This is a genomic window from Mycolicibacterium pyrenivorans, assembly GCF_025821625.1.
GTDB classification, from domain to species: Bacteria; Actinomycetota; Actinomycetes; order Mycobacteriales; family Mycobacteriaceae; genus Mycobacterium; species Mycobacterium pyrenivorans.
Genome location: NZ_JACKSH010000101.1, coordinates 88,104 through 101,623 on the forward strand (window position 1 = coordinate 88,104; position 13,520 = coordinate 101,623).

Annotated in this window: 16 protein-coding genes and 1 pseudogene; 7 read left to right on the plus strand and 10 right to left on the minus strand. The window is 66.8% G+C overall.

The features are described 5' to 3' along the window. Nucleotides 1-164: 164 nt before the first annotated feature. Entirely contained in the window at nt 165-656 is a 492-nt protein-coding gene (locus H7I57_RS13425) for a LysM peptidoglycan-binding domain-containing protein (RefSeq protein ID WP_264024028.1), read from the plus strand. A gap of 163 nt (nt 657-819) precedes the next feature. Next, nucleotides 820-1,302 carry a transcriptional regulator NrdR gene (nrdR, locus tag H7I57_RS13430; protein WP_264024029.1) on the plus strand — a complete coding sequence of 161 codons (483 nt, stop codon included), beginning with the start codon at nt 820-822 and terminating at the stop codon, nt 1,300-1,302. Here nrdR and H7I57_RS13435 read toward each other — a convergent pair. From H7I57_RS13435 to sthA, 4 genes are all read right to left on the minus strand, one after another. Continuing rightward, nucleotides 1,290-1,976 carry a PhzF family protein gene (locus H7I57_RS13435; RefSeq protein WP_264024030.1) on the minus strand — a complete coding sequence of 229 codons (687 nt, stop codon included), beginning with the start codon at nt 1,974-1,976 and terminating at the stop codon, nt 1,290-1,292. The genes nrdR and H7I57_RS13435 overlap by 13 nt on opposite strands. Nucleotides 1,977-2,032: 56 nt before the next feature. Further along, nucleotides 2,033-3,055, minus strand: coding sequence for an alpha/beta fold hydrolase (locus tag H7I57_RS13440; RefSeq protein ID WP_264024031.1), 1,023 nt, complete (start codon nt 3,053-3,055; stop codon nt 2,033-2,035). Nucleotides 3,056-3,123: 68 nt separating this feature from the next. After that, nucleotides 3,124-4,110, minus strand: coding sequence for a proteasome assembly chaperone family protein (locus H7I57_RS13445; protein WP_264024032.1), 987 nt, complete (start codon nt 4,108-4,110; stop codon nt 3,124-3,126). 219 nt (nt 4,111-4,329) lie between these two features. Next, entirely contained in the window at nt 4,330-5,736 is a 1,407-nt protein-coding gene (gene sthA / locus H7I57_RS13450; protein WP_264024051.1) for a Si-specific NAD(P)(+) transhydrogenase, read from the minus strand. Nucleotides 5,737-5,919: 183 nt separating this feature from the next. On the opposite strand from sthA, the gene H7I57_RS13455 reads away from it, so the two are divergent. Continuing rightward, nucleotides 5,920-6,969 carry a DUF4192 domain-containing protein gene (locus H7I57_RS13455; protein WP_264024033.1) on the plus strand — a complete coding sequence of 350 codons (1,050 nt, stop codon included), beginning with the start codon at nt 5,920-5,922 and terminating at the stop codon, nt 6,967-6,969. A 26-nt stretch (nt 6,970-6,995) separates the two neighbouring features. On the opposite strand, the gene H7I57_RS13460 is transcribed toward H7I57_RS13455, so the two are convergent. The 3 genes from H7I57_RS13460 to H7I57_RS13470 form a co-directional block, all read right to left on the minus strand. Next, the gene (locus H7I57_RS13460) at nt 6,996-7,688 is read right to left on the minus strand and encodes an iron-dependent transcriptional repressor DtxR (RefSeq protein ID WP_264024034.1); all 693 of its coding nucleotides are present in this window, start codon (nt 7,686-7,688) and stop codon (nt 6,996-6,998) included. 153 nt (nt 7,689-7,841) lie between these two features. Then, a complete protein-coding gene (locus H7I57_RS13465; protein ID WP_264024035.1) occupies nt 7,842-8,801 on the minus strand; it encodes a sigma-70 family RNA polymerase sigma factor in 960 nt (319 codons plus the stop codon). Nucleotides 8,802-8,949: 148 nt separating this feature from the next. Continuing rightward, nucleotides 8,950-9,417 (minus strand): DUF3099 domain-containing protein, encoded by a 468-nt coding sequence (locus tag H7I57_RS13470; RefSeq protein WP_264024036.1) that lies wholly within the window; start codon nt 9,415-9,417, stop codon nt 8,950-8,952. Nucleotides 9,418-9,477: 60 nt separating this feature from the next. Between H7I57_RS13470 and H7I57_RS13475 the strand changes: the two genes are divergently transcribed. Continuing rightward, nucleotides 9,478-9,714: a DUF3039 domain-containing protein gene (locus tag H7I57_RS13475; RefSeq protein ID WP_264024037.1), complete on the plus strand. Its 237-nt coding sequence runs from the start codon at nt 9,478-9,480 to the stop codon at nt 9,712-9,714. Here H7I57_RS13475 and H7I57_RS13480 read toward each other — a convergent pair. Together H7I57_RS13480 and H7I57_RS13485 are read right to left on the minus strand one after the other, a co-directional pair. Then, a complete protein-coding gene (locus H7I57_RS13480; RefSeq protein WP_264024038.1) occupies nt 9,704-10,723 on the minus strand; it encodes a YihY/virulence factor BrkB family protein in 1,020 nt (339 codons plus the stop codon). The two genes, H7I57_RS13475 and H7I57_RS13480, sit on opposite strands and share 11 nt — an antisense overlap. A gap of 27 nt (nt 10,724-10,750) precedes the next feature. Then, the gene (locus H7I57_RS13485; RefSeq protein ID WP_043408089.1) at nt 10,751-10,942 is read right to left on the minus strand and encodes a DUF7455 domain-containing protein; all 192 of its coding nucleotides are present in this window, start codon (nt 10,940-10,942) and stop codon (nt 10,751-10,753) included. Nucleotides 10,943-11,074: 132 nt separating this feature from the next. Between H7I57_RS13485 and H7I57_RS13490 the strand changes: the two genes are divergently transcribed. Further along, nucleotides 11,075-11,446 carry a DUF952 domain-containing protein gene (locus tag H7I57_RS13490; RefSeq protein ID WP_264024039.1) on the plus strand — a complete coding sequence of 124 codons (372 nt, stop codon included), beginning with the start codon at nt 11,075-11,077 and terminating at the stop codon, nt 11,444-11,446. 13 nt (nt 11,447-11,459) lie between these two features. Here H7I57_RS13490 and H7I57_RS13495 read toward each other — a convergent pair whose 3' ends face one another. Continuing rightward, the gene (locus H7I57_RS13495) at nt 11,460-11,828 is read right to left on the minus strand and encodes a RidA family protein (RefSeq protein ID WP_264024040.1); all 369 of its coding nucleotides are present in this window, start codon (nt 11,826-11,828) and stop codon (nt 11,460-11,462) included. A gap of 47 nt (nt 11,829-11,875) precedes the next feature. On the opposite strand from H7I57_RS13495, the gene H7I57_RS13500 reads away from it, so the two are divergent. Then, on the plus strand, nt 11,876-12,658 hold the full coding sequence (locus H7I57_RS13500) for a hypothetical protein (RefSeq protein ID WP_264024041.1): 783 nt from the start codon (nt 11,876-11,878) through the stop codon (nt 12,656-12,658). Between the two features lie 308 nt (nt 12,659-12,966). Continuing rightward, nucleotides 12,967-13,520 (plus strand): annotated as a pseudogene (locus H7I57_RS13505) (hypothetical protein); the annotation flags it as partial.

The window sequence follows — 13,520 nt, forward strand, 5'->3', positions numbered from 1 at the left end:
CATGTGTTCGAGGTGTGTCGGCGCCCGTTCGGTGTCGCGCCGGACTTGTCGGTGGGCTGCGTTAGCGTTCGCAACAGTTCGATCACATGTTCTATTCATCGAACACATGATCGACTACGATTCGAACACAAGAGCGAAGACGTCCCGGGATGAAAGGCAGACAGATGACGATCCTCCACACCCGCGAGGCCGGATACGAGTTCGAGCGGGCCCCCCGACCCGACGCAGGCAGGGCGGGCACCGTGCTCGACCGTCCGCGGTCGCGACCGGCCACGGCACGGCGTAGGCCGCGGTCGCGACGGCCCGCAGGTGCGCCGATGCGCTACCGCGGAACGGGTGTGCTGGTGTCGCGCGCCTCGCATCGACGGCGTCCGATCACACCCGCGACCACCGTGGTGTTGGCGTTGATCGCCGGCGCGATCACGATGTGGCTCGGGCTGGTCGCCCAGTCCGGGGGCGTCGTCGGCAGTGAAGCCCAGATTCCGGGCCGGCTGGCGGTCGTGCAGGTCCAGACCGGCGAGTCCCTGCAGCAGGTGGCCCAGCGGGTGGCCCCCGAAGCGCCCGTCGGCGATGTCGTCGCGCGGATCCGCGAACTGAACGAACTCGACTCGGTGGCGCTGGACGCGGGGCAGACCCTCATCGCCCCCGTCGGCTGACCGCACGCGTCGACTCCACCAAACACCCAGCCGCTCAACCACTCTGAGGGAACCTGACGTGAGGTATGCGCCAATCGGTCCGGCGCTGGGCCGGCCACGAACCGCGCAGGTACGCTCGAGGGCGTTCGAAGCGGTTGTCTGCAGGTGTGGCGAAGGAGCGGTGATGCACTGTCCGTTCTGCCGTCATCCCGATTCCCGGGTTGTCGATTCCCGTGAGACCGACGAAGGCCAGGCGATTCGGCGGCGCAGGTCATGCCCGGAATGCGGGCGGCGGTTCACGACGGTCGAGACCGCGGTGCTGGCGGTGGTCAAGCGCAGCGGTGTCACCGAGCCCTTCAGCCGGGACAAGGTCATCAAGGGCGTGCGCCGATCCTGCCAGGGCCGTCAAGTCGACGACGATGCGCTGAACCTGCTCGCCCAGCAGGTCGAGGATGCGGTGCGGGCGACGGGTTCTCCTGAGGTGCCCAGCCACGAGGTGGGGCTGGCGATCCTCGGGCCGCTGCGCGAACTCGACGAGGTGGCCTATCTGCGGTTCGCCTCGGTGTACCGGTCCTTCTCGTCCGCCGAGGACTTCGAGCGCGAGATCCAGGCGCTGCGCGCACACCGCCAGGCGCCGGTGGAGGGCGAGCCCGCTCAATCGATCTGACGTGTCCCGTCGTCGGCGACCCGTCCGGCGACCTGCACCCAGCCCTCGGGGCTCCACGTGGTCTGGATGATCGACCCCTGCCCCTGCACGATGGTCAGATCGCGGCTGAGGTACTCGGTGATGCGCACGGCTGCCGCACCCGTCGCCTCGTCTTCGCGGATCCCCAGATGTGGGGCGAACATCCTGGACCTGATCCTGCCGGCAGGCTTGTCCAGCCACGTCCACAGATAGTGCTCGACGTCGTCGCCGTAGTCGTCGGGGTCGGCGGCTTCCAAGTCGTCGACCGTGGGGAGATCGTAGATCGAGAAGTCCGGTGCCCAATCGGCTCGCGCACTGACCGAGGTCAGGTCGTCGGTATAGCTAACCTGCACGATGCCCGCGGGCACCTGCAACGTCTTGACCGGCGTCCCCCGGTTCTTGAGCCACCAGGACGCACCCACCGTCGGGTGTCCGGCGAAGGGGAGTTCGGTGGTGGGCGTGTAGATGTGAGCGTGGGCGGTGCTGCGTCCCGTGTCAGGCAAGGCGACGAATACGGTTTCGCTGTAACTCAATTCGGCGGCGAGGCGTTGTCGATCAGCTGGGTCTACGGCGGCCGCGTCGACCACACCGAGAGGGTTGCCGAATCTGCCGTCCTCGTCGGTGAATACGCGCAGCACTGTCACGTCGATGGCCATGCGCCGATGCTACGTGCTGGGCACGTCGGCGAGCCGACAAACTGCTCCGGCGCCGGTCAGGTTGCGCTGCGTTCGTCGGCGCCCATCGCGTCGAGCACCGCGACGCGGGTGTCCACAGGCCCCGAGATCGTGCCCTCGCTGATACCGGCGCGCAACAGACTTCGCAGGTAGTCCTGGTCATAGACGGCCGGTTCGGTGGTGTCGATGAACCGCTCCACGATCTCGACGAAGCGATCCGGGTCGTCGTGGAACGGGAAGTGTCCCGAACCTTCGAAGATCTCCAGTCGCGACCCCGGCATCGCCGCGTGCGCCATCTCGGCGTGGCTGACCGGGATGACCGAATCGGCGCTGCCCCAGATCAGCTGAACGGGAACCGATTGCGTCAGGTAACAGCGGTCGAGCATCGTCACCACCTGGCCACGCCAATCCACCACCGCGCGCAGCGTTCGCGCGAACGCCGCCGACGCGGTCGGTTCGGGCAGGTCGGCGAGGATGCGCAGCATGTTGGGGAGATCACGGCCCATCCCGGTCGATCCGAAGAGGCCGCCGCCGATCCGTCCGATGACCTGCAACGCGGGCAGTACCAGAGGCAGCCGCAGCAGGGCCAGCGCCTCGCTGCCCATGGGCATTGACGCGACCCGCAGAGCGATGTTCACCTCCTTGGTGACGCCGCCGGCCCCGACGAGGATCAAGCGGTCGACCAGTTGCGGGAACTGGTAGGCGAACTGCATCGCCACCCCACCGCCGAGGGAGTGGCCGACCACGGTGACGCTGTCGATGTCCAGCACGCTGAGCAGGTCGCGCATGCCGTTGGCGTACGCGGCCACCGAGTAGTCGGCGCGCGGCTTGTCGGACTTGCCATGGCCGAGCAGGTCGGGCGCGATGACGGTGAACCGCTGCGCGAGCTTGGTCTGCACGGTGCTCCACGTGGTGGAGTTGTCGCCGATGCCGTGGATCAGCAGGATCGCGGGACCCGACCCGGCTATCCGGTAGGCCCGGCGATAGCCGTGAATCGTCTTGAACTGCAACGTCGGGGTCAGCTCCCGCACAGATCGCAGGTTCGGTTTGCGGTCGGTCACGGTGCGAGCCCGAGGTCCACGGTCATGTCGCCCACTTCGTCGTCGGGACGGATGGCAGCTACGTGTTGCTAGTGACCGTCGCCGGGATGGTCCTTGTCTTTCGTGTCGTCGCCGGTCTGTTGGGCCAGGAATCGCTCGAACTCGGCGCCGAGTTCCTCACCGCTTGGCAAATCCTCGTCGTGCGCCAGAAGGGATCGGTTCTCCTGAGCGGCAACGAACGCATCGTACTGGCGCTCAAGAGCCTCCACCACTTGAGCGACCTCGGGGCTGGCCGCGACCTGCTCGTTGATCTTGTCATGGACCTCGGCGGCCGCCTGCGCCAATGCCGCGGTCGGGATTTGCAGCGAACCACTCCTGGCGACCTCCGACAGCAGCGTCTCGGCGGCTGACGGGTAGTCGGTCTGCGCCAGATAGTGCGGGATGTGCACGGTGAACCCGACGACCTCGTGACCGTGCTGGGCCATCCGGAACTCGAGCAGGTTGGACACGCTGCCCGGGACCTGAACCTCACCGACCCAGGGCTGGTGGTCGGAGATGAGTTCCTTGTCGTTGGAGTGGGCGGTCAGCGTGATCGGCCGGGTGTGGGGGACGGCCATCGGGATGGCGCCGAGCCCGATGACCCGTCGCACCCCGAGACTCTCGGTCAGCAGGCGCACCGCGGTGATGAAACGTTCCCATCGCAGATCGGGCTCCAGCCCTGCCAACAGCAGAAACGGTGTGCCCACGCTGTCGTGCAGCGCGTAGAGGTTCAGCTCGGGATCGTCGTAGTGCGTGAAGTGATCGGTCTTGAACGTCATCAACGGCCGCCGCGACCGATAGTCCAGTAGTTCATCGATCGCGAACGACGCCACCAGTTCCGTGTCGAGGGTGTTCTTGAGGTGCTCGGCGGCCAGCTTGATCGCCCGGCCGGCGTCTGAGAAGCCCTCGAGGGCGTGGATCAGGACCGGCCCGCGGCCGTCCGCAGCGGAGAGCTGCGGAGCGGGGAACTCGAGTTCGTACATGCCGGTCTGGTCTGGTTGGTACTGCCGGCCGGGATCGTCTGTGTTGTCAGCCATCTCTCGCCTCCTTTTCGCGGTGCGCCGCGACGGTGATGTCGGCCGCACCGTGAACCTCTAGTGTCCCGCATGCGGGGATTCCCGCCACGGCGGTATACCCCGCGTCACCCATTTGTTCGAACGCGCGCATGCCGATGTGACATTCCGCATGAGCGAGGTGGGGACGATCATGGGCATTCGCCACCGCGCCGTTGTCGGGGCGGCTGCCGATAGCGTGGTTCAGGAACGGAACTGGTTGAGCGCGCGCAGCTTGTTCATCACGTCCAGTGCCGCGACCTTGTAGGCCTCGGAGAACGTCGGATAGTTGAAGACGGCGTCCACGAGGTACTCGATCGTGCCGCCGCAGCCCATCACGGCCTGGCCGATGTGCACCATCTCGGTGGCGCTGGTGCCGAAGATGTGCACCCCGAGCAGTCGCAGGTCCTCCGTCGAGACGAGCAGCTTGAGCATGCCGTAGGAGTCGCCGGCGATCTGCCCGCGCGCCAGCTCGCGGTACCGGGACACCCCGACCTCGTAGGGCACCGAGTCCTTGGTCAGGTCCACCTCGGTCGCACCCACGTAGGAGACCTCCGGAATGGAGTAGATGCCGATGGGCTGGAGCTCGGTCATGCCCTTGGAGGGCTCACCGAACGCGTGGTAGGAGGCCAGCCTGCCCTGGTCCATGGACGTGGCGGCCAGCGCGGGGAACCCGATGACGTCACCGACGGCGTAGATGTGGTCGACCTTGGTCTGGTAGTTGTCGTCGACGAAGATGCGACCGCGGCCGTCGGCCTCAAGGCCGGCGTTGGGAAGGTCGAGGTGGTCGGTCTGGCCCTGGCGGCCCGCCGAGTACATGACGGTCTCGGCGGGGATCTGCTTTCCGCTGGCCAACGTGGTGACGGTGCCTGCGGACCCGACGTCGACGGCGGTGACCTCCTCACCGAAGCGGAAGGTGACGGCCAGATCGCGCAGGTGGAACTTCAGCGCCTCGATGATCTCGGGGTCACAGAACTCCAGCATGTTGTCGCGCTTCTCGACGACGGTGACCTTGGTGCCCAACGCGGCGAACATCGATGCGTATTCGATGCCGATCACGCCCGCACCGACCACCACCATCGAACCGGGGATGGACTTGAGGTCGAGGATCCCGTCGGAGTCCAGGACGCGGTCCTCGTCGAACTCGACGCCCAGCGGGCGCGCCGGCTTGGTGCCGGTGGCGATGACGATGAAGCGGCCGCTCACCGTGACGCGTTCGGCCCGGTTCGGGTCGTCGACGTGGATGGTGTGCTCGTCGATGAAGCGGGCGTGACCGACGTAGAGCTCGATGCGGTTGCGGATCAGCTGTGAGCGCACGACGTCGATCTCCCTGCCGATGACGTGTTGTGTTCTCGCGAGCAGGTCGGCCGGGGTGATCTTCTCTTTCACCCGGTAGCTGGCGCCGTACAGTTCGCGCTGGCTCATGCCCGTGAGGTAGACGACGGCCTCCCGCAGGGTCTTCGACGGGATGGTGCCGGTGTTGACGCACACCCCGCCGAGCATGCGGCCCCGCTCGATCACGGCGACGGACTTGCCGAGTTTCGCCGCGGCGATGGCGGCCTTCTGTCCGCCTGGGCCGGAACCGATGACGACGAGGTCGTATTCCTGCATGGAACCCATGGCACAAGGTCTACGCCCGCTGCCCCGATCTCGTATGTCACCGACGTCAACTCCAGGTGAACACTGCCGAGGGCGCGGCGCTCACCTGTCCCCAATCGCGGTTCCATCCACAGTTCAGGTCCGCGGGATCGTCGTCGCCGGTTTGCCGTCGGCGGCGGTTGCGAGGTTTGCGGTATGTCCTCAACACATCATCCCGATACCCCGCTCGACCGACCCGGGGCCCTCATCGCCGCGCTGCCCGCTGTGCTCGGCTTCGTGCCGGAGAAATCGCTGGTGCTCGTGACCGCCGCCCACGGAGAGATGGGCGCGGTCCTACGGGCGGATCTCGACGGTGAGGTCGGTGGCTCGCTGCACCGCCTCGCGGAATTGGCGGCCGCGTCCAGAGCGGAGATCGCGATCGCGGTGATCGTCGACGGTGAAGGGGCGTCGTGCCGCATGTGTGCCGACGAGTACCGCGAGCTGGCACGCGATTTGGCCGTCGGGCTCGCGCAACGCGATGTCGAACTTTTCGCAGCGCACGTGGTCGACAAGGTCGCCGCGGGCGGCCGGTGGTACTGCGCGGACGGCTGCGGCAACTCGGGTGTGGTCGAGGACCCGGCCGCGTCACCCATCGCGGCGGCCGCCGTGCTCGACGGCAGGCGTCTCTACCGGCGGCGTTCTGAGCTCGTCGCGGTGGTCGCGGTCGCCGACCCCGAGCGCAGCGCCGCGCTGGCCGAGGCGATCGAGGAGCTCGACCCGATCGATCTTGACCGTCCGGACGGGCAGGCCAGAAGTGACATCGAGCACACCCTCGCCTGCGCCGGGCAGATCGGCGACGGACGTCCGCTTACCGATGACCAGCTGGCTCGACTCGCGCTGGCGCTGACCGACCCCCGGGTGCGCGACACCCTGTATGCGCTCGCGGTCGGTGACCACGCGGGTCCTGCCGAATCGCTGTGGGCCGATCTGGCCCGCAGGCTGCCGGAGCCGTGGCGGGTGGAGGCGCTTGTGCTGCTGGCCTTTTCGGCCTATGCGCGCGGGGACGGGCCGCTTGCGGGCATCTCACTGGACGCGGCACTGCGCTGTGCGCCGTCACACCGGATGGCCGGCATGCTGGACACGGCACTGCAATCGGGGATGCGGCCAGAACAGATCCGCGAACTGGCGCAGACGGGTTATCGCCTCGCCAGGCAGCTGGGTGTGCGGCTGCCGCCGCGGCAACTGTTCGGCCGCCGGGCCGGTTAATCGTGAGGTCCAGGGAGGTTGGTCGGTCAGACCTTCTCGACCTTGACGGTGTGGGCCATCTCGTGGGGGAGCTCGACCTGTTCGTGGCCCGGGATGACGATCATGACGCCGCCGTGGTTGTTGACCTCGACGGTCACGCGGGCGTTGGGCACCACACCGGCGTCCTTGAGCCGGGCGATCAGGTCGGCGTCGCCCTGGACATGTTCGGTCAGCTGCCGCACCACCACCGCGACCGGCATGCCCGCGGGAAGCTCGGTCAGGCGGACCAGGTTCATGGCGTCGTTGATCAGGTCGTCCCCGACCCCGAGCTCGGACAGGCCGGGGATGGGGTTTCCGAACGGGGATGTGGTGGGGTTGTTGAGCACCTGGACGAGGCGGCGCTCGACGTCCTCGCTCATCACGTGCTCCCAGCGACAGGCTTCGGCGTGCACCTCCTCCCACGGCAACCCGATGACGTCGACCAGGAGCCGCTCGGCGAGGCGGTGCTTGCGCATCACCGCGACGGCCAGCCCGCGGCCCTTGTCGGTCAGCTCGAGGTGCCGGTCACCGGCGACGTGCAGGAGCCCGTCGCGCTCCATCCGGGACACGGTCTGGCTGACGGTGGGTCCACTCTGATCGAGACGTTCCGCGATCCGCGCACGCAGCGGGATGACGCCCTCTTCCTCGAGGTCGTAGATGGTTCGCAGATACATCTCGGTGGTATCGACCAGATCGTTCATTCGCACACCCTCCGTCTGTCGAGAGTCTACCGGTCGACCCGTCTGAACAGCGGTGCTTCCTGGGGCGACACGGCCCACACCACCGGCGACAAGGGACAGCAGAAAGCCCGCCGGGGATCCGGCGGGCTTTCCCACGAGATTGGTCGGGGGTCGTCAGCTGGCGTAGGAACGCAACCGGTCGGCACGTTCGCCGTTGCGGAGCTTCGCCATCACCTCGCGCTCGATCTGGCGCACGCGTTCGCGGGACAGCCCGAACAGCTTGCCGATCTGGTCCAGGGTGCGCGGCTGACCGTCGTCCAGCCCGAACCGCAGGCGAATGACCTGCTGTTCGCGCTCGTCCAGGGTGGTCAGCACGTACCGGATGTCGGTGTGCAGCAGCTCGGAGATCACGGCGTTCTCCGCGGACATCGCCTCGGCGTCCTCGATGAAATCGCCGAGGGGTGCTTCCTCGTCGCTGCCCACAGGCATGTCCAGGCTCACCGGGTCGCGGCTGTGCGACAGGAGGTCGGCGATCTTCTCGGCGGGGATCCCGGATTCTTCGGCCAGCTCTTCGTCGGTGGCGTCGCGGCCCAGATTCTGGTGCATCTCGCGCTTGATCCGGGCGAGCTTGTTGACCTGCTCGACCAAGTGGACGGGCAGCCGGATGGTGCGGCTCTGGTCGGCCATCCCTCGCGTGATCGCCTGCCGGATCCACCACGTCGCATACGTGGAGAACTTGAAGCCCTTGGCGTAGTCGAACTTCTCCATCGCGCGGATCAGGCCCAGGTTGCCCTCCTGGATCAGGTCGAGCAGCGGCATCCCGCGGCCGGTGTAGCGCTTGGCCAGCGACACCACCAGTCGCAGGTTCGCCTCCAACAGATGGCGGCGCGCCGCCTCACCGTCGCGGACCACAGCGGCGAGGTCGCGTTTGCGGTTGTCGCCCAGACGTTTACGGGTATCGAGCAGATGCTGCGCGTACAGGCCGGCTTCGATCCGCTTGGCGAGTTCCACCTCGTCGGCCGCGTTGAGCAGCGCGGTCTTGCCGATGCCGTTCAAATAGACGCGCACCAAGTCCGCGGCAGGGCTCTGAGCATCAAGATCTTGGTCAACGCGACTGCTGGTGGCAATTGCCATTTACGGCCTCCTGATCGGGTCGAACTTTCATGAGCTACAACGCCCTACGCCCGCAAAGAGTTCCCAACCTTGCCGTCGTTCACACCTGCTGAGCTGCGGTTATCGCAGCCAGACCTGAGAATGTGCTGAGAAGTGCGCCTGAAGAAGCTCAGCGCGGAACATCGCCACTGGAACGGTCGGAATCGTGGAAACCGTCTGCCTCGTGCCGCGACTCGGCGGAGTCGTGCGGCTCGGTCAAGGGCGGCTTGCCGTAGATCGCCGGACGGTCCGCGCTCGGGAACAGGGGAATGCGGCCCTTCGAGTCGTAGCGCCGCGGCTCCTCAGCGCGGCGGGGCGGCCGGTCGTTGGCGATCAGAACAGCCATCCACGGCAGCGGAATCGACAACACGATGATCGCCAGTGAGAGCAGGCCGTTGTGCCAGATGCCGTAGGCGGCGGCGGCGAGGATGAGGGCAGGCACGCGGAACGACATCAGCGTCAGGTACTTGCGTACCCGCTGACGGTGCTGCTCCTCGTAGGCGGGGGCGGCCCTGGTGATCAGAACGGGCCGGCCCTCGTCGTCGAAGCCGTCGAAACTCAGCTCTTGGCCGTGTTTCATGCCTCTACTGTTCCACATCTGGACCCGGGTGCGCCCATCGCGTTTCTTACCGATCTCTTGCGGGGCAGAATGGACCCCATGGACACCCAGACCATCGAACGCACCGAGACCGACGAACGCGTCGACGACGGGACGGACAGCGACACTCCCAAGTTCTTCCACTACGTCAAGAAGGACAAGATCGCCGAGAGCGCGGTCATGGGCACCCACGTCGTCGCGTTGTGCGGCGAGGTGTTTCCGGTGACGCGATCGGCCAAGCCGGGGTCACCGGTGTGCCCCGACTGCAAGAAAATCTACGAGCAGCTCAAGAAGTAGCGGTGTCGCCGTTGGCGACCCCGCCGGGCCCATCCGGGCGGGCGGCCGCGCCGGCGCCGCCGTTGAGTGATTCGGCCTTGCCCTCCAGCCACCACCGGAAGCGCTTGGCGTGGGTGTCCGGAGCGGGCCACTCTTCCTGGACGGCGGCGTTGAGTTCGGCGCCGAGCATGATCGCGAAGCCCAGGAAGAACGCGAACAGCAGGAACGCGATCGGTGTCGCCAGCGCGCCGTAGGTGTAACCGGTGCCGGTGATCCAGGTCAGATAGACCCGCAACCCCCATGTCGCGACGAGGAACACCACTGCGGCGAGCACCGAGCCGGTCAGCAGCCGATGCGACGGCAGCGGCTTGGGCAGCGACACCCGGTACAGCAGGTTGAACGCCACCACCAGGGCCAGGAAGAGCACCGGGTAATAGCCGAACTGCAACACCTTGTCCCAGCTGTCAGGGATGAATTCGGCGACCTTACGCGGCCCCAGGGCGAGGAACGGTGCGCTCAGGATGGCACCGACGAGCATCACGACATACAAGCCCAGCGCGTAGAACCGCTGCCGGACGGGATGGCGCAGCGGCGTCTGGTCGTGGGCTTCGGTGATGGAGTCCACGAACGCCGAGATCGCCGACGACCCCGCCCACAGCGAGATCACGAACCCCAGCGACACCACCGCGCCACGGGCGCCGAGGACGATGTCGCGCACGGTCGGCTCGATGATCTCGACGACCACGTTCGGGGAGAAGAACCGCCCGGCCGTGCTGATCAGCTGGTTCTCGATCATCGGCAGGGTCTCGGGACCGAACATCGGCGCGATGTAAGCCAGACTTCCCAACATTCCCAGCAGCAGCGGGGGCAGCGACAGCGCGCACCAGAACGCTGCCTGGGCTGACTCCGAGAAGATGGAGTCATCCCAGCTTTTCAAAAGTGTGCGTCCGGTGATGTGTCGAATGTGGTGGCGTGACGGCTTGGCCCTCGTTGATGGCCGCCCGGGTGAGCGTGCTGACTGGTCAGTCATGACCAGACCAGCATCGCCGATTCGAGGCTATGGCTCCAGCGGGCTGACTTCGATGACCGCGGCCAGCTCGACAAGCTTCGCCTCGTGCTCGTTGGCGTGATGCTGGCAGAACAACAGTTCGGCGCCCGAAGGAAGCTTCGCCCGCACCCGGGCCGCGGCGCCACAACGATCGCAGCGATCAGCCTTGGTCAATTCGGGACTGGTGAGCGTTGCGGTCATGGCACCTCCATAGGGTGTAGCGACGTACATCTACTCTGTCAGACGCTTGGGCTTCCGGCCTTGTTCCCCGGGGGTTTACGGGTGTGTCGTGTCTCACGGATACCCGTGTTGCGACGGTTGGGGGCTGACGGTATGACTTCCGAGCCGGATTCCGTCGTCGACGTGCTCGTTCATCTGTGTACCGCCAAGGAGTGGGACGCGGCGCGCCGTTGCGGTGCGTTGCGGCCCGATTCGCTGGACGGCGCGGGCTTCGTGCACCTGTCGAGCCCGCAGCAGGTGCATCTGCCGGCCAACCGGCTGTACGCCGGTCGGACCGATCTGGTGCTGCTCCGCATCGACGCCGCACGTCTCTCCTCGCCTGTGTGCTGGGAACCCGGAGTCCCAACGGATCCCGATGGCATGGTGTTCCCACATTTGTACGGACCCCTACCTGTCACGGCTGTGATTAGCGTCACTCGCTACCTGCCCGATGGGGCCGGTCGGTTCGCGGCTCTCGACGGCTGAACGGGCGCTCGACTCAGTCCGTCACGTACGCGTCGACCTCGATCTCGACCACCAGTTCCGGTGCGATCAGGGCAGACACCTCCACCATGGTCGTCACCGGCCGGATGTCACCGAACACCTCGGCATGCACCGCACCGACCTCACGCCACGCCGCGACGTCGGTGACGAAGATCCGGCTGCGCACCACGTCCGACAGCGACGACTCCACCTCGGCCAGCGCGATCTCGATGCGGCGCAGGGCTTCCCGGGTCTGGGCCGCCGGGCCGTCGCCCGGTGCCGTCGTGCCCGCGACCACGACGTGCGGTCCGATGCGCACCGCGCGCGAGTAGCCGACGAGGTTTTCGAACTCCGAGCCCGAGGAGACATTGATGCGCTGTGTCACGGTGCCAACGTACGTCGCCGCGATGTGACTCAATACACTCACCGCTCGTGGGAATACTCTTTGGGTTCGCGCCGTGGATCGTCTACTGGGTGCTCGTGGGCAACGTCCCCTTCGTCGCGGCCGTCCTGGTCGCGTTCACCGTCGCGATTGCCGCGTTCGTCCTCGCGCGGCTCAGCGGGTCGCCGGGGCGGACACTGGAAATCGGCGCGGTTGCAACCTTTTTCATCCTGACCGTGCTCACCTTCACGGTGAGCCAGGGGTTCATGGAGCGCTGGATACAGCCACTGAGCACCGGCGGGATCTTCCTGGTGTCATTGATCAGCGCGCTGATCGGCAGGCCGTTCGTGCGCGAGTTCGCCGAAGCCGGTCAGCCCAAAGAGGTCGTCGAGAGCGAACCATTCCTCCGCATCACCTCGCTGCTGACCTGGATCTGGATCGCGGTGTTCGGCGGCATGACGGTGTCGTCGGCGATCCCGCCGATCGTGCAGGGCGATGCGACCCTTCTGGACACCCGCACACCGCTGTCGTTCGTCTGCTACTGGGTGGTGCCGTTCGCGCTGCTGGGCCTGGCCGCCCTGCTGACGCGGGTGCTGCCCGACCGGATGACACCGCCCGCCGAGGAACTCGTCCGCAAGACGACGTTCGTCGCCTTCGCCGAGGCGGAGATCGACCAACTGATCTACCTGGCCACCGAGCACGCCAACCGGGAGGTCGGTGCGGGGAAAGAGGCCTACGACGTCAGGATCGGCAGCAAGGGCATCCCCCTCGTCGGCGACGAGACACGCGAATCCTGGCCATCGACCTACAAGGTGCGCGAGCGCAAGCGCTGACACAGAAAAATTTGTCGTCGGCCGCGAGCTATGGCATTCGCAGCGAAGTTTGCGAGTTCTGCACACCACTTGTGAAGGCGATACCGCGGCCCGTTACCTGCGAATTCATGGCGGGCGCCGAGCTTCGCCCGATTCTGCGAGTTCCGGCCCGGAATACTGATTCGGCAAACAATCGCACGACGTGATTATCCGGACCTGCGGAAGTAATTGACCGAGTTGACGATTTGCCGTGTTAGATTCCGGCGAATTCATGAGCACCAGCAGATCGGGGGATCCGCATGCCTGAAAGTCACCGGACCGCACGTGGCGTGACCGACAGCGGTGGGGCGACCACCGCCAACCGTTGGCTCGCTGCCGGGATGAGTGGAGCCGCCGTCGTCGGCTTCGGGCTGCTGCTGGCGGCGCAGTCCGATGCCCCGACCGCCACCGTCAGGGCCGTCGAACTGGCCTCCTTCGATTCGCTGCTGACGCCGAATGCGCCTGTTTCCGAAGAACTCTGGTGGTTGTCAGACGGCGACTCCTCACGTGACCGCGTCGGCGCCGCGAATTCGCCCCAGGTCCGTGCCGCGGTACCGATGATGGGCGACGGCGGGTGGCTGATCGGCGATGGCGTCGATGCTTCCGCGGACTGCACGGGATCGGCGTGCAACGGCCGCAATGGCGGGCTGCTCTGGGGAAGTGGCGGCGACGGAGCCAACGGCGGCCATGGCGGTCACGCCGGGTTGTTCGGCGGCGACGGCGGCCGCGGCGGCGACGGCACGCGTCCGGGACAAGCCGGCGGCGACGGCGGCAATGCCGGACTGCTCGCCTCCTCCGGTGACGGCGGCGACGGGGGACACGGCGCCGACGGCGCAGAGGGCAT